The following is a 19,194-nucleotide window of genomic DNA, read 5'->3' on the forward strand; positions in this document are numbered from 1 at the left end:
TATATTGCCTAAGCGAGGGACAGGTTCGTTAAAATTCAGTCAGATGATGAGTCGAGTTTGAGTTCCGGCACCTTCTTCAGCTCCCTCAGCAGCGCCTCGACCGGAAACTCCCCATACCCGTCGCCCACGGTCCTGCGCTGATGCCCAACAAGTGCGTCCACGATATCGGGAGCCAGACCGTGCCTGCGGCCTAGGGTCTTGAAGCGGTGGCGCCAGGAATGGTTGGGGGAAATCCTGGTGTCCTTCAGGTCGAGGGAGCGGACCCAGCGGCCGATGACCTTAGTTCCGTTGCCTCCGCGCTTGCCGAACTTGTCCGGAGACAACTTCGGGAAGAGAGGGCCGGATTTGACCGTGCGGACGTAATCGAGGAAGCCGCTCTCGAGGATGGCCGGGTGCAGCGGAACGATGCGCTCGGAACTGAGGGTCTTGAGCGATCCGGCGTCGGGATCGATCTTCATGCAGTCGATGCCCTCGATCTTTACGATATCCTCGGCGCGGAGCTGGCAGATTTCCGAAACGCGGGCTCCCGAATAGGCGCAGAGCCATGGCACCCAACGGCGAACCGGGTTGGTTTCGGCCAGAGCCGCCTTCAGGACGATCTTGGCTTCCTCATCCTGGTAGCTGCGCTTCCGCTCGCCAGCCTTCGTCTTCACGTCGATGACGATCCGCTCGGCGGGGTTCTCCTTGAGATGATGGTTATCGACGGCCCAGCGGAGGATGGCGCGAACGGGGGCGAGCTTCGCGTCTCGGATCGTTTTGGGCCGGAGGTTCGCCGCAATGAGGGTGTTCTTCCAGCTCACGAGATCCTGAGCGGTCATCCGGGCAGCATCGTCGTGCTTGAGGAACGCTTTCAGCTCCTTGAGCACCCGCTTCCATTCATAGACGGTCTTTTCGGCAGGGCGTTTCTCGGCTGACCAGCCTTTCACGAGATCGTCGAAGCTGACAGGCTTATGGGCGATACGAGCCGATGCCGAAGGAACGATGATCGGCGTATTTGAAGCCGGAACGAAAGCGTCCTGCCCATAGTCGCCCCTGGCGAACTGCGCGAGCTTGAGGCAGGCCCTCTGGATAGCTGCACCGATGGCCTTCGCCAGACGTTCCTGGCTCTCCTCATCCAGGATCAGGCCTCGTGTTTGAGCAAGGGCGCTGGCTTCTTCCCGGCACAAAAACTCATGAGCGCGGTGTGAACCACGCGCGGGATCGCCCATCAGGCGCACTTCTAGGGGTGTGCTGAGGTCGAAGGATGAGGGTTTCCAGAGGTCGCCGCCAATGTCGGCGTTCCAGGAGGTCTGCTGGCTCGGGTTGTCCCGGTAGGCGGCCAGCCAGGTATCATGCACCGCCTGGGCCAGCTCATGGGCCTCTCGCTCCGAAAGGGTCTTGGGACCGGCGCGCAGATTCGTCCATTGCGCTTCCAGCTCGGTCAGAGCCTTGAGGTGCTCCTGCTTCGCCTTCTCAGGGTCTTTGGTCTTGAGACTGAGTTTGATTTCCCGCTTGCCGATGACGGCTCGGAGGTCGTCTGGGACGCCTCTGCGAAGCCAGTAAATTCCGGTCTTGGGATGCTTCCAGGGACGCGACATCGAAAGGGCCATTTGTACCACCCGTTTGTACCACTCGGGCAGTCTCTCAGCCTTGATTTACCTGGATTCGTTTGCGGATCAACCACTTAGAGGGTTGTTGGTGCCCAGGAGAGGACTCGAACCTCCACGGTGTTACCCGCTGCTACCTGAAAGCAGTGCGTCTACCAATTCCGCCACCTGGGCATGCCTTGACGGCGAGCTTCGTTTAAGGCCATGCGGGCGGCGCGTCAATCGTCCAAAATGATCCTTTTCGCATTCCGCTGCCTCACGCCCCTTCACAGGGGTGCGGCGTTTGACAGCGCATCGTGCGGAAAAGTGGCCCCGGTTTTTCGCTGACGCGGACCTTCGGTTCGCCCACAACGATGCGCTCTCGATAAAAGAGAGCATCGGATTGATCCCAAAAGTGGATTCCACTTTTGGGTCCGATGCTCTAGAGACGTGGCGAGTTCCACTTCCAAGTCCATACTTCCAAGTCCATGCGGACAGGAGGCTTTTCATGATCGGCGCGATACGTACGCCTTCCCAGCAGCTCGTTACGGTTTTCGGCGGTTCGGGCTTTCTCGGCCGCCATGTGGTGAGCGCGCTGGCCAAGCGCGGCTATCGCGTCCGGGTGGCGACCCGCCGCCCGGCGCTCGCGAATTTCCTCCAGCCCCTCGGCTCCGTCGGCCAGATCCACGCGATCCAGGCGAACCTGCGCGATCGGGCATCGGTCGCCCATGCGGTGGCCAAGGCCGACCATGTCATCAACCTCGTCGGCATCCTGCAGGAGAGCGGCCGTCAGCGCTTCGACGAATTGCAGGCCAAGGGCCCCCGGCTGATCGCGGAGCTTGCCTCGCCCAACGCCACCATCGTGCATGTCTCCGCCATCGGCGCCGATCCGCGCTCCGAATCAGCCTATGCACGCTCCAAGGCCGAAGGCGAGGCCGGCCTGTTCCAAGTGCGGCCCGATGCGATCGTCGTTCGCCCCTCGCTCATGTTCGGGCCGGGCGACAGCTTCTTCAACCGCTTCGCGGCGCTCGCCCGGATCCTTCCCGTGCTGCCGCTCGCCGGCGCCGACAGCCGCATGCAGCCGGTCTATGCGGGCGATGTGGCGGAGGCCATCGCGCGGGCGGTGGATGGCTCGGTACCGGGCGGCCGGGTTTACGAATTCGGCGGCCCCCAGGCCCGCACCTTCCGCGAGCTGGTGCAATACGTCCTCGACGTGACCGAGCGCAAACGCCTGATCGTGCCGCTGCCGGGCCCGGTGGCGCGGGCGCAGGGCTCCGTCCTCGGCTTCCTCGACAACATCACCCTCGGCCTGCTGCCGGACGAGTTCGTGATGACCCGCGACCAGGCGATCCTGCTGGAAAAGGACAACGTGGTCTCGAAAGAGGCGGCGCAGGAGCGCCGCACGCTCGAAGGGCTCGGCATCATCCCCGAATCCTTCGAAGCCATCGTGCCGTCCTACCTGGTCCGCTTCCGCAAGACCGGCCAGTTCGACCTCAGGCGCAACGCACTTCCCGCCCCGCCGCCGGACGTGCTCAAGCCCGATACGCCGGAAGGATCTGCCGTCCCCGGCAACAACCAGACGCCGGGCCACTAAAGCCTTTTCAGGTGAAGGAAATCCGGCTCGCCGTCGAAAATGTGTCCGGGCCAAAGAAAAAAGCCGCTTCCACGTCAATGGAAACGGCTCCAAAACATCGGAGGATCCCGGCTCCACGGAACCGGGATCCCCTTCTTGAAGGGCGCATGCCCTACCGGCGAGCCGGCGCCCACTTCGTCGGGACATATTCCAGCCGCTTGTGCAGGTGAACCATCATCGCTGCGCCGAAGATCGGGGTGAGAAGGTTCAGCACCGGCACGAGGATGAGGCCCGCCAGAATCGCGCCCCCCGCAAGCACCGTGCCCCGGTGCTCGACACGCAGGCGCGCCACCTCCTCCGGCGACCGGAAACGCCCCGCCGCCAGTTCGAAATATTCGCGTCCGAGCAGATAGGCGTTGGCGATGAAGAACACGCCGATATTCACGCCCGGAATGAAGAACAGGAGCAGGGCGATGAGATTCACCAGGAGCGACAGGCCGGCGAAGCGCAGGCCATAGAGGATGGCCCGCCCGAGGGGCAGGCCCCGGCCCGGCGGATCGGCCGGATAGTCCTTCGTCTCCACCACCTCGGCCACGTCGTCGAGGAAATAGCCCGCGACGACGGCGGAAACCGGCGGCAGGAGGTAGGCGAGGCCGATGAAGACCCCGGCTCCGGCCAGGAACGAGGCGATGCCGTCGATGATCGGATAATCGGCGCTCAAAGGATGGCCCTGGAGGAAGAGGCCGAACAGCCGCGTCAGACCGGCCCAGACCAGGGCGAGCAGCGCCACGGTCAGCGCCAGCGACTTCCACAGGATGCGCCGGAGCGGGGGCGAGAACACCTGGCGCGCCGCGGCGAAGACCGACTGGATCAGCATATCCCGCATCCTCCCCGAGTATCCGAGGAGGCAAGATTCGGCTCTGTCATGAACTCTCCTGAAACGATGGGCGGACTTTACTTATGCATGGACCCTTCGCAAGACGAGGGACGGGAGAGTCCATGCCGCCAGCCAGTCCATCCACGCCGAAAGACCCTGTGACGGAAACCGATGTGGCGATTATCGGCGCAGGTGCCGCCGGGATCGGCGCCGCGCGGCAGCTGATCGCGGCGGGGCTTTCGGTGAGGGTGCTGGAGGCGCGAAACCGCATCGGCGGCCGCACCATTACCATCCCTCTCAAGGGCCATCCCATCGATCTCGGAGCCCATTGGCTCCATGCCGGGCCGATCAATCCGCTGGTGAAGCTGGGGCGGGAGCGGGGCGAGCCTTTGCGCCGCGCGCCGGTGGACGGGCATCTCTTCATCAAGGCACGACAGGCGAGCCGCGGTGAGAGCGCCGCCCTCGACCGGGCCTTTGCCGTCGCCGACAGGGCCATGACGCAGGCGGCCCGCGCCCGCGAGGATCAGCCCGCGGCGAAGGCCCTGCCGCCGCTGGGGCGCTACGGCGCGCGCGTCGCCGGAATTCACGGGCTCGTTTCGGGCCGCCCGCTCGACGAGGTCAGCCTGCACGATTTTCCGAGCATGGAATATGCGGACAATCTCTTCATCGCGGGCGGGCTCGGTGCCTATGTGGCCCGGCTCGGCAAGGATCTGCCGGTCCGGCTCGGCACCGCCGTCCACGCCCTCGACTGGTCGGGAGCGGGCGTGCGGGTCGAGACCTCCGCGGGGACGCTCCGGGCCAAGGCCGCCATCGTCACGATCCCGATGGCCCTGCTGCAGCGGGACGCGATCCGCTTCGCGCCGGACCTGCCGCAGCCGGTCGCGGCGGCAATCCACGGCTTCACGCAGGGGGTCTACGAGCATGTCATCCTGCACTGGCCCGATTCGCCGTTCCGGGGTCCCGACCGGCTGGCGAGCCTCGTCGGCCATCATCGCGAGCCGCCGGGCCTCCTGACGCGCATCGACGGTACGCCGTTCCATTTCTTCGAGCTCGACCAACCGGCAGCCGCCCTTCTCGATTCTCGCGACGCCGATGCGCCCGGACGCTATGCGCGCGCCGTGCTGGCGGAGCAATTCGGCTTCAAGGCGATCCGAAACCTGCGCGTCTGCCGGAGCACGGCCTGGCGGCACGATCCCTGGTCGCGCGCCTCATGGGCCGTGGTGCCGCCGGGACGTGCCGCCATCCGCGACACGCTGAAAGAGGCGGTGGGAGAGCGGATCTGGTTTGCCGGCGAAGCGCTCTCACGCGCCCAATGGGGCACCGCCGGGGGCGCGTGGGAAGAAGGCGCCCGGGCGGCGGAGGACATTGCGGAGCGGTTGAAGGCCGGCCTGGCGTAACCCTTCAAAGCCTTTGATCTCTGCCAGCGCCCGCATCACTCTGGGCAGGCATATTTGAACCGTGTTTAAAGCGGCTTATCACATCAACGGTTCCTTCGCCCCGAGTCCTGTCCCTTTAGGTACGAGAGGCCGCAGCTCATGACCAGGACACCGAACTCTTCCTTCTCCGGCGTCAGCCGCCGGGCGCTGCTTCTGGGCTTAGCGGCTCTTCCGGCCCTGTCCGGACCATTCCTCCGCTTTCCGGCATCCGCACAGACCCCCACCGATCCACTGCCCTCATGGAATGACGGCGCGGCGAAGCAGGCGATCCTCGACTTCGTGCGCGCCACCACCGATCGGGCAAGCCGCGGCCATGTCGCGCCGGAGAAGCGCATCGCGGTGTTCGACCAGGACGGCACGCTCTGGGTGGAGCAGCCGATCTACACGCAGGCGGCCTATTGCCTCGCGCGCGTCCCGGCCGTGGCGGCGGAAAAACCGGAACTCAAGGATGTCGAACCCTTCAGGACCGTGCTCTCCGGCAACCGGGAAGCGGTGGCCGGACTGACGACGCCGGATCTCGAAAAGATCCTCGCCGTGACGCTGACCGGCATGAGCGTGGAGGAATTCGAGGACGAGATCGGGATATGGCTCGAGACCGCGCGGCATCCGCGCTGGAACCGCCCCTATACCGAGCTGGTCTATCAGCCGATGCTCGAAGTGCTGCGCTTCTTACGCGACAACGGCTACAAGACCTATATCGTGACCGGCGGCGGCCAGGATTTCGTGCGCGTCTATTCTGAGCAGATCTATGGCATCCCGCCCGAGCAGGTGGTCGGCAGCGCGGGCGGGGCGAAATTCGGCTACGACAAGGATGGCAAACCGTTCCTGACCAAGGAGCCGAAGCTGCTTCTCAACGACGATCATGCCGGCAAGCCCGAAGGGATCCACCTCATGATCGGCCGACGGCCCTACGCGGCCTTCGGCAATTCGGTCGGCGACCGGCAGATGCTGGAATGGACCGCCGCCGGCCCCGGCACGCGGCTGAAGATGCTGGTGCTGCACGACGATTCCGCCCGCGAATACGCCTACGGCCCGGCAGAGGGCTTGCCCGCCAGCAAGATCGGCACCTTCACCCAGGCGCTCTACGACGAGGCGAAGAAGAACGGCTGGACGGTGATCAGCATGAAGAACGATTGGAAGCGGATTTTTCCGTTCGAGTAGGGATCTGTGGAGATTGGGAAGCGCACCTCTTCCCCTTATGGCGAGGCCGGGATGATGAATACGCAAGGCGGAGCCGATCCCCCACCGCCATTCCGGGGCAAGCGACAGCGAGCGCCCAACCATCCCCTCACAGCATGCTCGGCAGCACCCGGTCCGGCGGCTTGTGGCCGTCGATGAAGGACTTGATGTTGACGATGACCTTGTCGCCCATGGCGATGCGGCCCTCATGGGTGGCCGAGCCCATATGCGGCAGCAGCACCACCTTGCCCTGCCTGGCAAGCCTGACGAGGCGCGGATTGACCGCAGGCTCTTCCTCGAACACGTCGAGCCCCGCCCCGCCGATGGCGCCCGCCTCGATGAGGCGCGTCAGCGCCGATTCGTCGACGACCTCGCCGCGGGCCGTGTTCACCAGAATCGAATCCGGCTTCATGAGCTTGAGGCGGCGGGCCGAGAGCAGATGATAGGTCGCGGGCGTGTGCGGGCAGTTGATGGACACGATATCCATGCGCGCCAGCATCTGGTCGAGGGATTCCCAATAGGTCGCCTCGAGTTCCGCCTCGATCTTCGGCGGCACATGGCGGCGGTTGTGGTAGTGGATCGAAAGCCCGAAGGCCTTGGCGCGCCGCGCCAGCGCCTGGCCGATCCGGCCCATGCCGACGATGCCGAGCCGCTTTCCGGTGATGCGCCGCCCGAGCATCCAGGTGGGCGACCAGCCGGCCCATTTGCCCTCCGGGATGATGCGGGCGCCCTCCGGAATGCGGCGCGCCACGGCGAGAATCAGGGCCATGGTCATGTCCGCCGTGTCCTCAGTCAGGACGCCGGGCGTGTTGGTGACGGTGATTCCCCGCGCCAGCGCCGCCTCCACGTCGATATGATCGACGCCGGTGCCGAAATTGGCGATGAGCTTGAGGTTCGGGCCTGCCTGCGACAGGACGGGAGCGTCGATTTCGTCCGTCACGGTGGGGACGAGCACGTCGGCGATTTTCACCGCCTCGACGAGTTCCTCCCGGGAGAGAGGGTGGTCCTCGAGATTGAGCCGCGTGTCGAAAAGTTCGCGCAGGCGCGTCTCGATGACATCGGGCAACCGGCGGGTAACGACGACGACAGGTCTCTTTTTCATCGGTTCGCAAGGCCCCAATGCTTTGGAAAAGCCGCCAGAGATCGGAGAGTTTCACGCTCCCTTAACTCTGTTTCGGCCACTAAGGCGACGAGCCGCCGCGTAGCGGGGTTCGCCTTGCTTCTCTACCAGAGGCTCGACCCGACAGACAAACCCGACGTGAGGAAACCATGCGCAAGATCCTTCTCAGCCTTGCCTTGCTGGCCCTGGGAGCCTCCCTGGACGTCTCCTCGGCCCTCGCGCAGCAGCCTCCGGGCGGGCGCCTCGGCACCGGCCTGCCGGTCCCCCGCTATGTGAGCCTGAAGACGGACCGGGTGAATCTCCGGGAGGGCCCGTCCAAGGACCATAGAACGGCCTGGGTCTTCCAGCGCGCGGGCCTGCCGGTCGAGATCATCGCCGAATACGAGACCTGGCGGCGCATCCGCGATTCGGAAGGCACGGAAGGCTGGGTGCTCCATTCCCTGCTCTCGGGAAGGCGCACGGCGCTCGTCATGCCCTGGGCCAAGGGCAACGCGCCGCCGATCCACCTGCTCGACCGTCCCGACGACAAGGGCGGCATGGTCGCTCAATTGCAGCCGGGTGTGATCGCCAACATCAAGGATTGCAACGGCACCTGGTGCCGGGTGGTGATCGTGATGGACCGCGCCAGGGACATGGACGGCTATGTCCACCAGGACAAGCTGTGGGGCGTCTACCCCAACGAGAAGATCGAATAATTCGGGCCGATTCCCGAGAAACCGGCCATTTTCGAACCAACGGAAAGACCAGACTGCATGACGCTATCCTTCAGCCTCAAGAATATCCTGCCCCTGCTCGCCCTGATCCTCGGCATCGCCTCGATCGTGGCGCCGCGTTTTCTCAATATCTTCGTCGCGATTTTTCTCATCGCCTACGCGGTCGTCGGTTTCGGGCTCTTGCGCTAGCGCATCGTGCGGAAAAGTGGCCCCGGTTTTTCGCTGACGCGGACCTTCGGTTCGCACCCAACGATGCGCTCTCGAGAAAAGAGAGCATCAGATGGATCCCAAAAGTGGATTCCACTTTTGGGTCCGGGGCTCTAAAATCGTCGCCTCCTAAACCGCCCGCAGCCTCCGCACGAGGCGCATCCCAAAGACGTTGATGGCGAGGCCGAGCACGATGACAGCGCCACCGACGGCCTCGATGGGAAGCATGGTCTCGCCCAGGATGAACGCGGACCCGACGATTCCCGCCACCGGCACCAGGAGCGCGAAGGGCGTGACGGTCGCGGCGGGATAGCGGGAGAGCAGATAGCTCCAGACCGCGAAGGCGAAGACCGTGGTGGGATAGGCGAGATAGGTCACGGCGGCGATAGTGCCGCCATTGATATGCGCGAGTGCCGCCATGATGCGCTCCGGGCCGTCGAGCCAGAGCGAGAAGGCAAACAGCGGCAGCGGCGGGATCAGGCTCGCCCAGACCACGAAGCCGAGCATGTCGACCCGGCCCGCCTTCTTGGAAATGATGTTCGCCACGCCCCAGGCGGCGGCGGCCGTCACGGTCATGAGGAACGGCACCGCCCCACCTCCCGCCAGTCGCGGCCAGGCGATGAGGACGAGCCCGAGGCAGGCGATGAAGCCGCCCAGGATCTGATGCGGCCCGGGCCGCTCGCCCATCAGGGCCGCTGCGAACAGGATCGTGAAGAAGACCTGAGCCTGCATGACGACCGAGGCCAGGCTCGCCGGCATGCCCATGGCGATTGCCGCGAACAGCAGGCCGAATTGGGCGATGCCGAGGAAAAACCCGTAACCGACAAGGATTTTCCAGCTCGTTTTCGGCCGGGCCACGAAGAAAACCGCTGGAAGGGCCGCAAAGAGGAAGCGCAAGGCGGCAAGCAGCAGGGGCGGCGTAGCGCCGACGCCGAGCTTGATCACGACGAAACTGAGGCCCCAGATGACGGTGACGACCAGGGCGAGAAGGACATGGACGAGCGGCATGAAAAGCTCTGTGACTGCTCCGCCCGGCAGCCTGGATGGTCGGTTCTTACGCTGATTTGCGCCGCAGCCGGACGATCACCTCGACGCCCGACACTTCCATGCCGGGAGGCGGCGCAGGCAGATCGCCGACGCTGATGCCCATGGAGGGCATGTCGACGAGTTCGCCTTCATCCTCCAGGAAGAAATGGTGGTGTTCGGTCGGGTTGGTGTCGAAATAGGACTTGGCGCCGTCCACCGCGAGCTGGCGCAACAGGCCCGCTTCCGTGAACTGATGCAGGGTGTTGTAGACGGTCGCCAGCGACACCGGCACCCGGGCCCGGGTGGCCTCGTCGAACAGCACTTCAGCCGTGATGTGGCGATCGCCCTTGCCGAACAGGAGCCAGCCCAGCGACACCCGTTGCCGGGTGGGGCGCAAACCCACGCGACGCAGCTTGTCCCGCAGCTCGGACAGGGGGCAGCCCCGTCTCTGCAAGGGAGCGGTCGTGGATTCGATATAGGCGGACAAAGGATCGGTCATCGTCGGAACTGATTGCAAGAATAGATGCTTCTATCCCCATAATCATAGGGAAGCGAGGTCTCTGCCGCAAGGCTGACCTAAGGGAGCCATGGCCGCAGGATATAAAGTTTTCGGGCTTGCGGCCCTGCTCCCTTTGATGGACGGCCAAGCCTGTGCTACCAGAGCCCCGTTCCGATGGCCTTGGGCGCTTTTCTGAGGCCGCTTTTGCAATGCGATGAAAGGATCGGCATCCGGCATGGCGCGCCAGTCGAGCTTTACCTACGAAGAGCTTCTCGCCTGCGGGCGCGGAGAAATGTTCGGTCCCGGCAATGCGCAATTGCCGCTTCCGCCGATGCTGATGTTCGACCGCATCACGTCCATCGGCGAGGATGGCGGCGAGCACGGCAAGGGCCATGTGCGCGCCGAGCTCGATGTGCGGCCGGATCTCTGGTTCTTTCCCTGCCATTTCAAGGGCGATCCGGTGATGCCGGGCTGCCTGGGCGTCGATGCGCTATGGCAATTGGTGGGCTTCTTCCTCGGCTGGAGCGGGTCTCCCGGTCGCGGGCGCGCTCTGGGTGTCGGCGAAGTCAAGTTCTCCGACCAGGTGCTGCCGACCCACAAGAAGGTCGTCTACGGGATCGATCTCAAGCGCGTCTTCCGTTCCAAGCTGGTGCTCGGCATCGCCGATGGCTGGCTCGAGGCGGACGGAAAGCGCATCTATGAGGCCAAGGACCTGCGGGTTGGTCTTTTCCAGCAGGCCGATGCTGCCGTCGGCGGCTGATCCATTTGCAGGCTCACGGTTGAGATTAAGCAGGGCCGATCTTACGTCTTATAGCGTTGGGTCGGCTTGAAGTTTCTATGAAGAGGTAGGCTATGAGGCGCGTCGTCGTCACCGGAATGGGCATCGTTTCGTCCATCGGCAACACCACGCAGGAGGTACTGGCCTCTTTGCGGGAAGCGAAGTCCGGCATCAACAAGGCCGATGATTACGAGAAATACGGCTTCCGTTGCCAGGTTCACGGCGCACCGACGCTGAATGCCGAGGAGATGGTCGACCGCCGCGCCATGCGGTTCCACGGCGGCGGCACCGCATGGAATCACGTGGCCATGGATCAGGCGATCCGCGATTCCGGCCTCGAGGACGGCGACATCTCCAACGACCGCACCGGCATCGTGATGGGCTCGGGCGGTCCTTCCACCCGCACCATCGTGGAAGCAGCCGACATCACCCGCGACAAGGGCCCCAAGCGCATCGGACCCTTCGCCGTGCCGAAGGCCATGTCCTCCACCGCCTCCGCGACGCTCGCCACCTGGTTCAAGATCAAGGGCGTGAACTATTCGATCTCGTCCGCCTGCGCGACCTCCAACCACTGCATCGGCAATGCCTACGAGCTGATCCAGATGGGCAAGCAGGACGTGATGTTCGCCGGCGGTTGCGAGGATCTCGACTGGACGCTTTCGTCCCTGTTCGACGCCATGGGCGCCATGTCCTCCAAGTACAACGATACGCCGGCCAGGGCCTCCCGCGCCTATGACGTGAACCGGGACGGCTTCGTCATCGCCGGCGGCGCGGGCGTTCTCGTGCTGGAGGAACTGGAGCGGGCCAAGGCCCGCGGCGCGCGCATCTACGGCGAAATCGTCGGCTACGGTGCGACCTCCGACGGCTACGACATGGTCGCCCCTTCGGGCGAGGGCGCGGTGCGCTGCATGCGCATGGCGCTCCAGAACGTCAAAACTTCGATCGACTACATCAATCCGCACGCCACCTCGACTCCGGTCGGCGACCTGAAGGAGATCGAGGCGATCCGCGAAGTCTTCGGCGCGGGCGAGAAATGCCCGCCGATCTCGGCCACGAAATCCCTCACGGGCCACTCGCTCGGCGCCACCGGCGTGCAGGAGGCGATCTATTCGCTTTTGATGATGAACAATGGCTTCATCTGCGAGAGCGCCCATATCGAAGAACTCGACCCGGCCTTCGCCGACATGAACATCGTGCGCAAGCGCATCGACAACGCCAAGATCGATACGGTGCTCTCGAACTCGTTCGGTTTCGGCGGCACCAATGCGACGCTGGTGTTCAGCCGTTATAACGCTTGAAAACAGGCGTCACATCAATGAGACATAGCCATGCGAGTCCCCGGTTGAACAAGGGGACCCCGCATGGATATGCTGAATGTTATTGCCATCCCGGCTCGCAATGCACGTTTTGATAAGAATGAGCTGCGAACAATCGAGCCGGTGCACAGGGGGACCCAAGTGAGCGGTCTGATGCACGGAAAGCGCGGCCTCATCATGGGTGTCGCGAACGATCACTCCATTGCCTGGGGCATCGCCAAGACCCTGGCGCAGCACGGCGCGGAACTCGCCTTCACCTATCAGGGCGAAGCGCTCGGCAAGCGCGTGACGCCGCTGGCACAATCGCTCGGCTCCGATCTCGTGGTGCCCTGCGACGTGGAGGACATCGCCTCCGTCGACGCCGCCTTCGAGACTCTCGACAAGCGTTGGGACGGCCTCGATTTCGTCGTCCATGCCATCGGCTTCTCCGACAAGTCGCAGCTCAAGGGGTCCTATGTGGACGTCACCACCCGCGAGAATTTCTCGCGCACCATGGTGATTTCCTGCTTCTCCTTCACGGAGATCGCGCAGCGCGCCGCCAAGCGCATGAAGACCGGCGGCTCTCTTCTCACCCTCACCTATGGCGGCTCGACCCGCGTCATGCCGAACTACAACGTGATGGGCGTGGCCAAAGCCGCTCTCGAAGCGAGCGTGCGCTACATCGCCTCCGATCTCGGCCCTTCCGGCATCCGCTGCAATGCGATTTCCGCAGGCCCCATCCGCACGCTCGCCGGCGCCGGCATTTCGGACGCGCGGCTCATGTTCACCTATCAGAAGGCGCATGCCCCTTTACGCCGCACGGTGACCATCGAGGATGTGGGCGGCTCGGCGCTCTATCTCCTCTCCGACCTCGCCAACGGCGTGACCGGCGAGATCCATTACGTGGATTCCGGCTACAACATCATCTCGATGCCCCGCCCCGAAGTGCTCAAAGCCCAGGACGCGGCGGGCGTGACGGGCGAGGAGGGTTAAAGGCCCGACGCGGCAGCCGAGGAGAGAGGCCGGATCATGACGGAATACACCGTTTTCCTGCTGGCCTTCGCCGCCTCTGCCGCGGCGCCCGGCCCTGAAATCGCAGGGCTGCTGGCACGCGCCCTCTCGAATGGAATGTTCGCGAGCCTGCCTCTCGCCCTCGGCATCATCCTCGGCAAGCTGATCATGCTGACGGCGGCACTCCTCGGGTTGTCCGCGCTGATCACCGTTCTCGGCCCGGTCTTCGTGGCGCTGAAATTCGGCGGCGCGGCCTATCTGATCTGGCTCGGCGTGAAGAAGTGGCGCAATTCCGGACGGGTGCTGGCAGCGACCGAGGCGATGAAGCCTGCCGGTTTCGCGGCCGAGATCGGCCTGGGACTGATGATGACCTTGTCCAACCCGATTGCGATCGTCTTTTACCTGGCGCTCCTGCCCGGCGTGATCGACATGGCGGGCGTCACCGTCACCACCTACGCGGCCTTAAGCGCGATCATCGCCGGCGTCATGGCCGCCGTGACCCTGGGCTATGGCCTGATCGCCGAAATCGCCCGCCGGGTCTTCTCCTCCTCGCGGGCGAAAACCCGGATCGATCGCGCATCCGGCGCGATGATGATCGGCGCAGGCCTGCTGATCGCGTCCCGCTTCGCTGCCACCTAGCGCATCGTGCGGAAAAGTGGACCCGGTTTTTCGCTGACGCGGACCTTCGGTTCGCCCAGAACGATGCGCTCTCGAGAAAAGAGAGCATCGGCTTGATCCCAAAAGTGGAGTCCACTTTTGGGTCCGAGGCTCTAGAGCCTATTTCATGAAATAGGCTCTATCTTTTTGAAAAGACGCATTTTCCGCCGCAAACCCGGTACCCACTTTTGCTGAAAATGCTCGAGGCAGGCAGTCTTCACGAGGATGTGAGAGCGGCGCGTCCGGCCTTGTTATTGCCGCGCTTGGATCGCACGAGGGCGTCGTTCATCAAGAGAATCAATCCCCATGATCCTGTCCCGCCGAACCCTCGTTGCCGGTCTTGCCCTTACGGGTTTGAAGACGCCCGCTTTCGCGCAGAGCGCGCCCGAGCCGCAGCGGGCTCCCATCGAACTCATCGAGGACAGTCTCGACTTGCCTTCCGCCGTGCGCCTCGGCCATGCCCATGGCGATGTGATCATGATCGAGTATTTCGATTACAACTGCCCCTTCTGCAAGCGTTCGGCGAAGGACCTGCCCGCCCTGCTCAAGGCCGAGCCGGACCTGACCTATGTGCTGGTCAATTTCGCGGTGCTCGGCGCGCCCTCCGTCGAGGCGACGCGCGCGGCCCTGGCCTATCTGCAGGTCTATGGCCCCGAAAAATACCTGCCGCTTCATCTGGCCCTGTTCGGCCTGCCAGGCTCCGTGAACGGCGAGCGCGCCATCGCGGCGGCCGAGCGCCTCGGCGGCGACCGCAAGCGCCTGATCGAGGCCGCCGATACGGACCGCACCACGCAATGGATGAAGGACTCCTTCAAGCTCGGCAATTCGCTGGGCTTCGTGGCGACCCCGTCCTTCCTGGTGGGTGCCGAGAGCTATGTGGGCGGCATGACACTCAACCAGAAACGCGCCGCCATCGCACGGGCGCGGGGATAGACCCGCGCCATAGGCCCCCTTGCGAGGCGGGAAGCACGGCGCGGCAATACCCCATCATTTCTTAGACAATTCGGCCGGGAGGGCTTAAGCGCGAGGGAGCATGTCGCTTTTCCGTTCTTCCCTTCTCGTCGGCATCGGCGCCATCGCGTCGCGGGTTCTCGGCTTCGTCCGGGACATCCTGTTCGCGCAGGTGCTGGGGGCGGGGCCCGTGGCGGATGCGTTTCTGGCCGCTTTCCGGCTGCCGAACCTCGTGCGTCGGGTGGTCAGCGAGGGCGGGCTCAACCCGGCCCTGGTGCCGGTCCTGGGGCGGCTGGAGCCGGTGGAATCGGCCAGGGTCGCGGGCGACGTGATCGTCGTTTTCGCGCTCGCGCTCTTAGGTATCACCGGGCTCGTCGAGCTGGGCGCGGGCTTCATCGCCCTCGCGCTCGCGCCCGGTCTCGGCGCTGACGACGAGGTGCTGGCGCTGGTGGCGCTCTATACCCGCCTCGCCTTTCCGGTGGTGGTCTGCGTCACCCTCGCCTCCATCGGCGCCGCCCTGCTCAACATCCATCGCCGCTACGCGGCGGCGACGCTCGCGCCGCTTGCCGTCAATGGCGGCCTGATCGTGGCGCTCGTCGCCCTCGATACCGACTTTTCCCTGCCGCCGGACAGGAAGGCCGCCCTGCTTGCCATGTCATCGAGCCTCGCCGGTCTCGCCCAGCTCGTCTGGGTCGCCGCCGCGCTCCTGCGCGGCGACGGACCGATCGTCCGCTTCCGGCGTCCGGTCTGGTCTCCCGCCCTCAAGGGCCTGCTCCTGGCCGGGTTTCCCGCCCTCGTGGCGAGCGGGGCGGTGCAGATCTTCATCCTGGTCGGCACCCAGATCGCCTCGTTCTGGCCCTCCGGCGTGTCCTGGCTCTATTACGCGGACAGGGTGATGCAGCTGCCCCTCGGGCTGATGGCGGCACTCGGCGCGAGCGTGCTCCTGCCGGAACTCGCCGCCTGGCACCGCGCCGGCCGGCACGATGCCATCGTGGCCGCGCAGAACCGGGCCCTGGAGCTGGCCCTGCTCATGGCCCTGCCGGCGAGCACGGCGCTCCTGATCCTCGCCGAGCCCATGGCCGTCGTGCTGTTCCAGCGGGGCGCCTTCGACGCCGCGGACGCCCATGGCACGGCCCTCGTTCTCATGGGCCTGAGCCTCGGCCTGCCCTTCGCGACCATGGGCAAGGTGCTGAGCCAGACCCTTTTCGCGCAAGGGGCGCTGCGGAGCACGCTGATCACGGCGCTCGCCGGCATCGCCGTAACGGCGGGCGCGTCGCTCCTGCTTGGCGCCTTTTTCGACATGGGCGGCATCGCGCTGGGCATCAGCCTGGGCTGTCTCGCCCATGCGGGCGCAACAATCCTGATACTGCGCCGGTCCCGGCTCTGGTCCCTGGATCGCGCCTTTGCCGGCCGGCTGATCCGAATCGCGCTGGCGACGGGCCTCATGGGCGCAACCCTCCTTGCGGCGCTTCGTCTCGCACCGTTCCCGAGCGTCATGGCGCTTGCCGCGTTATGCCTTGGCGGACTTGCGATCTATGCCCTGGCGGCCTGGCTTTTCGGCGCCGTGACCCGGCAGGACCTCTCTCTCATGACGAAAAAATCTTAAGACCGCTTGCATCGCCGCTTGGCCCTGTCATAACCCCCGCCGCGACAAGCGTGGGAGTTCGATAACGATGGCGCAGTTCAAGGAGCTCGTGTTTTCGGGCGTTCAGCCGACGGGCAATCTCCATCTCGGGAATTATCTCGGTGCCATCAAGCGCTTCGTCACCATGCAGGAGACGCATGCTTGCATCTATTGCGTGGTCGACATGCATGCGATCACCGTGCCGCAGAACCCCAAGGACCTGATCCGCCAGATCCGGGAAGTGACCGCGGCCTTTCTGGCTGCCGGCATCGACCCGAAGCGCCATATCGTCTTCAACCAGAGCCAGGTGTCGCAGCACGCCGAGCTGGCCTGGGTGTTCAACTGCGTCGCCCGTCTCGGCTGGCTCAACCGCATGACCCAGTTCAAGGACAAGGCGGGCAAGGACCGGGAGAACGCCTCTGTCGGCCTCTACGCCTATCCCGACCTGATGGCCGCCGACATTCTCGTCTACCGCGCCACGCACGTGCCGGTGGGCGAGGACCAGAAGCAGCATCTGGAACTGACCCGCGACATTGCCCAGAAATTCAACAACGACTGGGCCGAATCGATTGCCGAGCACGGCTTCGGCGATGCCTTCTTCCCGCTGACGGAGCCGATGATCGCGGGCCCCGCGACCCGCGTCATGTCGCTCCGCGACGGATCGAAGAAGATGTCGAAATCGGACCCGTCCGATTATTCGCGAATCAACCTGACGGACGATGCGGACACCATCGCCCAGAAGATCCGCAAGGCGAAGACCGATCCCGAGCCGCTGCCGACCGAGGTCGAGGGCCTGAAAGGCCGTCCCGAGGCGGAAAACCTCGTCGCGATCTATGCCGCACTGACCGATGCCACCCCGGCGGAGGTGCTGAGCGCCCATGGCGGCTCGCAATTCTCCGGCTTCAAGGCCGCCCTCGTCGATGTGGCGGTGGCGAAGCTCGCCCCCATCGCCGACGAGATGCGCCGCCTGATGGCCGATCCTGGCCATATCGATGCGATCCTGGCGGATGGCTCGGCCCGTGCCCGCGCCATCGCGGAGCCGAATATGAACGCGGTGAAGGACATCGTCGGTTTCGTGCGCGCGCGCTGACTTGCTCCCGCGTGAAGGGCAGGGCAGCATCGGCCTTAGCGCATCGTGCGGAAAAATGGCCCCGGTTTTTCGCTGACGCGGACCTTCGGTTCGCTCAGAACGATGCGCCGCTTGAGACAAGGAGCATCGGATTGATCCCAAAAGTGGACTCCACCTTTGGGTCCGATGCCCTAGCGTTTTTCGCGGAACCGGATCGCGGGTCTACGAAGGAAGCGCGGCGGGGTAAGGCTTTCGAGGGTATTTCCCGATCGATGGATTTGGGGAATGCTCTAAAGCGGGAGACGGGGCTGTGAGCGGCAAGCGTCAATCCTACGAGGCCGGCCATCGGCCGAAATTCATGGTGGTGGTGGATCAGACGCCGGAATGCTCCCGCGCCATCCACTTCGCCGCGCGCCGCGCGGCGCGGACGGGCGCGAGCATGATCATGCTGTCCGTCGTCGAGCCCCCGGACAATTTCGAATGGCTCGGCGTCGGCGAGGCGATGATCGAGGAAGCGCAGGAAGAGGCCCAGAAGCAGCTCGAGAACGCCGCGAGCGAGGCGCGCGGCGCCGCCGGCGTCGAGCCGGAACTGGCGATTCGCATCGGCGACCGGGCGGAACAGATCATCAAGCTCATCCGCGAGGACGAGGACATTTCCTTTCTCGTCCTCGCCGCGGGCTCCAGCAAGGATGGCCCCGGCCCCCTCGTCTCGACGCTCGCCGGCAAAGCCGCCTCGACCTTCCCGGTCCCCATCGTCATCGTGCCGGGCAGCCTGACGGACGAGGAAATCGACGCGCTGGCCGGGTGAGGAATCTCCATGTCCTCCCGGACACCGCAGGTGATCCGGGATCGTCTTCCGGATCGGGCGCTCGTCTTGTCCGACGATCCCTGGGTCTGCTGCGCACCCTGGGACGACAATAATGCCCACCCTTGGAATCGCCCCCAATCCGATCCACATTCGTCGCAGAACCTGTTAGAACGATTCTAAGACCATTCCTTCGCCTAAACCTGCTCGGCCGGCCTTGAACCGGCGCTGAGGACAAGAACCGATGTTCATTCAGACTGAAGCCACCCCCAATCCAGCGACCTTGAAGTTCCTGCCCGGCCGCATCGTCATGCCGGAGGGCACCTTCGAGGCGCGCAGCCCCGAGAGCGCCGGGGCCTCCCCGCTCGCCGAGCGGCTGTTTTCCGTGCCGGACGTGACCGGCGTCTTCTTCGGCTACGACTTCATCACCGTCACCAAGGCGGATGGCGAATGGCAGCACATGAAGCCCGCCATTCTCGGCGCGATCATGGAGCATTTCATGACCGGCGTCCCCCTGTTCAGGGACGGCGCGGCCGTCATGGAAGAGGACGGCGAGGAATTCTTCGACGCCGAGGATGCCTCCACCGTCGCCACCATCAAGGAGCTGCTCGAAACCCGCATCCGCCCGGCGGTGGCGGGGGACGGCGGCGACATCACCTTCCGCGGCTACAAGGACGGCACCGTCTATCTCGTGATGAAGGGCGCCTGCTCGGGCTGCCCATCCTCGACGGCGACGCTTCGGCACGGCATCCAGAACCTGCTGCGCCACTTCCTGCCGGACGTGCGCGAGGTACAGGCTGTTTGATCGG

At 64.8% G+C, this 19,194-nt stretch carries 19 protein-coding genes and 1 tRNA gene; 14 read left to right on the top strand and 6 right to left on the bottom strand.

Translation table 11 applies throughout. The features are described 5' to 3' along the window. Nucleotides 1-35: 35 nt before the first annotated feature. Both AB4Y97_RS01930 and AB4Y97_RS01935 read right to left on the bottom strand, forming a co-directional pair. Nucleotides 36-1,589: a DUF6538 domain-containing protein gene (locus AB4Y97_RS01930; RefSeq protein ID WP_441997299.1), complete on the bottom strand. Its 1,554-nt coding sequence runs from the start codon at nt 1,587-1,589 to the stop codon at nt 36-38. An 86-nt stretch (nt 1,590-1,675) separates the two neighbouring features. Next, nucleotides 1,676-1,760: transfer RNA gene (locus AB4Y97_RS01935), tRNA-Leu, on the bottom strand. Between the two features lie 313 nt (nt 1,761-2,073). Between AB4Y97_RS01935 and AB4Y97_RS01940 the strand changes: the two genes are divergently transcribed. Further along, a complete protein-coding gene (locus AB4Y97_RS01940) occupies nt 2,074-3,159 on the top strand; it encodes a complex I NDUFA9 subunit family protein (protein ID WP_441997300.1) in 1,086 nt (361 codons plus the stop codon). A 151-nt stretch (nt 3,160-3,310) separates the two neighbouring features. Here AB4Y97_RS01940 and AB4Y97_RS01945 read toward each other — a convergent pair whose 3' ends face one another. Beyond that, complete coding sequence (locus AB4Y97_RS01945) at nt 3,311-4,015, bottom strand: sulfate transporter family protein (RefSeq protein ID WP_441997301.1); 705 nt, start codon at nt 4,013-4,015, stop codon at nt 3,311-3,313. Between the two features lie 122 nt (nt 4,016-4,137). Between AB4Y97_RS01945 and AB4Y97_RS01950 the strand changes: the two genes are divergently transcribed. Then, nucleotides 4,138-5,412, top strand: coding sequence for a flavin monoamine oxidase family protein (locus AB4Y97_RS01950; protein WP_441997302.1), 1,275 nt, complete (start codon nt 4,138-4,140; stop codon nt 5,410-5,412). Nucleotides 5,413-5,550: 138 nt separating this feature from the next. Next, nucleotides 5,551-6,612 (top strand): HAD family hydrolase, encoded by a 1,062-nt coding sequence (locus tag AB4Y97_RS01955; protein ID WP_441997303.1) that lies wholly within the window; start codon nt 5,551-5,553, stop codon nt 6,610-6,612. Between the two features lie 127 nt (nt 6,613-6,739). On the opposite strand, the gene AB4Y97_RS01960 is transcribed toward AB4Y97_RS01955, so the two are convergent. Then, nucleotides 6,740-7,732, bottom strand: coding sequence for a 2-hydroxyacid dehydrogenase (locus AB4Y97_RS01960; protein ID WP_441997304.1), 993 nt, complete (start codon nt 7,730-7,732; stop codon nt 6,740-6,742). Between the two features lie 167 nt (nt 7,733-7,899). On the opposite strand from AB4Y97_RS01960, the gene AB4Y97_RS01965 reads away from it, so the two are divergent. Both AB4Y97_RS01965 and AB4Y97_RS01970 read left to right on the top strand, forming a co-directional pair. Then, complete coding sequence (locus AB4Y97_RS01965) at nt 7,900-8,445, top strand: SH3 domain-containing protein (RefSeq protein ID WP_441997305.1); 546 nt, start codon at nt 7,900-7,902, stop codon at nt 8,443-8,445. A gap of 57 nt (nt 8,446-8,502) precedes the next feature. After that, complete coding sequence (locus AB4Y97_RS01970) at nt 8,503-8,652, top strand: DUF3096 domain-containing protein (protein WP_441997306.1); 150 nt, start codon at nt 8,503-8,505, stop codon at nt 8,650-8,652. A gap of 147 nt (nt 8,653-8,799) precedes the next feature. On the opposite strand, the gene AB4Y97_RS01975 is transcribed toward AB4Y97_RS01970, so the two are convergent. Then, on the bottom strand, nt 8,800-9,678 hold the full coding sequence (locus AB4Y97_RS01975; protein ID WP_441997307.1) for an EamA family transporter: 879 nt from the start codon (nt 9,676-9,678) through the stop codon (nt 8,800-8,802). A 46-nt stretch (nt 9,679-9,724) separates the two neighbouring features. Beyond that, entirely contained in the window at nt 9,725-10,195 is a 471-nt protein-coding gene (irr, locus tag AB4Y97_RS01980) for a Fur family transcriptional regulator Irr (protein ID WP_441997308.1), read from the bottom strand. A 235-nt stretch (nt 10,196-10,430) separates the two neighbouring features. Here irr and fabA point away from each other — a divergent pair, with 235 nt between their 5' ends. The 9 genes from fabA (at nt 10,431) to AB4Y97_RS02025 (ending at nt 19,190) form a co-directional block, all read left to right on the top strand. Then, a complete protein-coding gene (gene fabA, locus AB4Y97_RS01985) occupies nt 10,431-10,955 on the top strand; it encodes a 3-hydroxyacyl-[acyl-carrier-protein] dehydratase FabA (RefSeq protein WP_441997309.1) in 525 nt (174 codons plus the stop codon). Between the two features lie 92 nt (nt 10,956-11,047). Further along, nucleotides 11,048-12,271 carry a beta-ketoacyl-ACP synthase I gene (gene fabB / locus AB4Y97_RS01990; RefSeq protein ID WP_441997310.1) on the top strand — a complete coding sequence of 408 codons (1,224 nt, stop codon included), beginning with the start codon at nt 11,048-11,050 and terminating at the stop codon, nt 12,269-12,271. Nucleotides 12,272-12,430: 159 nt separating this feature from the next. Then, nucleotides 12,431-13,261, top strand: coding sequence for an enoyl-ACP reductase FabI (gene fabI / locus AB4Y97_RS01995; protein WP_441997311.1), 831 nt, complete (start codon nt 12,431-12,433; stop codon nt 13,259-13,261). A gap of 36 nt (nt 13,262-13,297) precedes the next feature. Then, the gene (locus AB4Y97_RS02000) at nt 13,298-13,918 is read left to right on the top strand and encodes a LysE family translocator (RefSeq protein WP_441997312.1); all 621 of its coding nucleotides are present in this window, start codon (nt 13,298-13,300) and stop codon (nt 13,916-13,918) included. A gap of 324 nt (nt 13,919-14,242) precedes the next feature. Beyond that, nucleotides 14,243-14,869 (top strand): thioredoxin domain-containing protein, encoded by a 627-nt coding sequence (locus AB4Y97_RS02005; protein ID WP_441997313.1) that lies wholly within the window; start codon nt 14,243-14,245, stop codon nt 14,867-14,869. Between the two features lie 100 nt (nt 14,870-14,969). Then, on the top strand, nt 14,970-16,493 hold the full coding sequence (gene murJ, locus AB4Y97_RS02010) for a murein biosynthesis integral membrane protein MurJ (RefSeq protein WP_441997314.1): 1,524 nt from the start codon (nt 14,970-14,972) through the stop codon (nt 16,491-16,493). Between the two features lie 67 nt (nt 16,494-16,560). Beyond that, nucleotides 16,561-17,601 carry a tryptophan--tRNA ligase gene (gene trpS, locus AB4Y97_RS02015; protein WP_441997315.1) on the top strand — a complete coding sequence of 347 codons (1,041 nt, stop codon included), beginning with the start codon at nt 16,561-16,563 and terminating at the stop codon, nt 17,599-17,601. 289 nt (nt 17,602-17,890) lie between these two features. Further along, nucleotides 17,891-18,388 carry a universal stress protein gene (locus AB4Y97_RS02020; RefSeq protein ID WP_441997316.1) on the top strand — a complete coding sequence of 166 codons (498 nt, stop codon included), beginning with the start codon at nt 17,891-17,893 and terminating at the stop codon, nt 18,386-18,388. 241 nt (nt 18,389-18,629) lie between these two features. Further along, a complete protein-coding gene (locus AB4Y97_RS02025; RefSeq protein ID WP_441997317.1) occupies nt 18,630-19,190 on the top strand; it encodes a NifU family protein in 561 nt (186 codons plus the stop codon). Nucleotides 19,191-19,194 lie beyond the last annotated feature (4 nt).

It is taken from the genome of Microvirga sp. 2TAF3 (assembly GCF_052114965.1).
Taxonomy (GTDB): domain Bacteria; phylum Pseudomonadota; class Alphaproteobacteria; order Rhizobiales; family Beijerinckiaceae; genus Microvirga.

What these genes read in the sequence shown, in the direction of transcription:
- AB4Y97_RS01930 (WP_441997299.1), bottom strand. Translation starts at nt 1,589, where the DNA reads ATGGCCCTTTCGATGTCGCGTCCCTGGAAGCATCCCAAGACCGGAATT.
- AB4Y97_RS01940 (WP_441997300.1), top strand. Translation starts at nt 2,074, where the DNA reads ATGATCGGCGCGATACGTACGCCTTCCCAGCAGCTCGTTACGGTTTTC.
- AB4Y97_RS01945 (WP_441997301.1), bottom strand. Translation starts at nt 4,015, where the DNA reads ATGCTGATCCAGTCGGTCTTCGCCGCGGCGCGCCAGGTGTTCTCGCCC.
- AB4Y97_RS01950 (WP_441997302.1), top strand. Translation starts at nt 4,138, where the DNA reads ATGCCGCCAGCCAGTCCATCCACGCCGAAAGACCCTGTGACGGAAACC.
- AB4Y97_RS01955 (WP_441997303.1), top strand. Translation starts at nt 5,551, where the DNA reads ATGACCAGGACACCGAACTCTTCCTTCTCCGGCGTCAGCCGCCGGGCG.
- AB4Y97_RS01960 (WP_441997304.1), bottom strand. Translation starts at nt 7,732, where the DNA reads ATGAAAAAGAGACCTGTCGTCGTCGTTACCCGCCGGTTGCCCGATGTC.
- AB4Y97_RS01965 (WP_441997305.1), top strand. Translation starts at nt 7,900, where the DNA reads ATGCGCAAGATCCTTCTCAGCCTTGCCTTGCTGGCCCTGGGAGCCTCC.
- AB4Y97_RS01970 (WP_441997306.1), top strand. Translation starts at nt 8,503, where the DNA reads ATGACGCTATCCTTCAGCCTCAAGAATATCCTGCCCCTGCTCGCCCTG.
- AB4Y97_RS01975 (WP_441997307.1), bottom strand. Translation starts at nt 9,678, where the DNA reads ATGCCGCTCGTCCATGTCCTTCTCGCCCTGGTCGTCACCGTCATCTGG.
- irr (WP_441997308.1), bottom strand. Translation starts at nt 10,195, where the DNA reads ATGACCGATCCTTTGTCCGCCTATATCGAATCCACGACCGCTCCCTTG.
- fabA (WP_441997309.1), top strand. Translation starts at nt 10,431, where the DNA reads ATGGCGCGCCAGTCGAGCTTTACCTACGAAGAGCTTCTCGCCTGCGGG.
- fabB (WP_441997310.1), top strand. Translation starts at nt 11,048, where the DNA reads ATGAGGCGCGTCGTCGTCACCGGAATGGGCATCGTTTCGTCCATCGGC.
- AB4Y97_RS02000 (WP_441997312.1), top strand. Translation starts at nt 13,298, where the DNA reads ATGACGGAATACACCGTTTTCCTGCTGGCCTTCGCCGCCTCTGCCGCG.
- AB4Y97_RS02005 (WP_441997313.1), top strand. Translation starts at nt 14,243, where the DNA reads ATGATCCTGTCCCGCCGAACCCTCGTTGCCGGTCTTGCCCTTACGGGT.
- murJ (WP_441997314.1), top strand. Translation starts at nt 14,970, where the DNA reads ATGTCGCTTTTCCGTTCTTCCCTTCTCGTCGGCATCGGCGCCATCGCG.
- trpS (WP_441997315.1), top strand. Translation starts at nt 16,561, where the DNA reads ATGGCGCAGTTCAAGGAGCTCGTGTTTTCGGGCGTTCAGCCGACGGGC.
- AB4Y97_RS02025 (WP_441997317.1), top strand. Translation starts at nt 18,630, where the DNA reads ATGTTCATTCAGACTGAAGCCACCCCCAATCCAGCGACCTTGAAGTTC.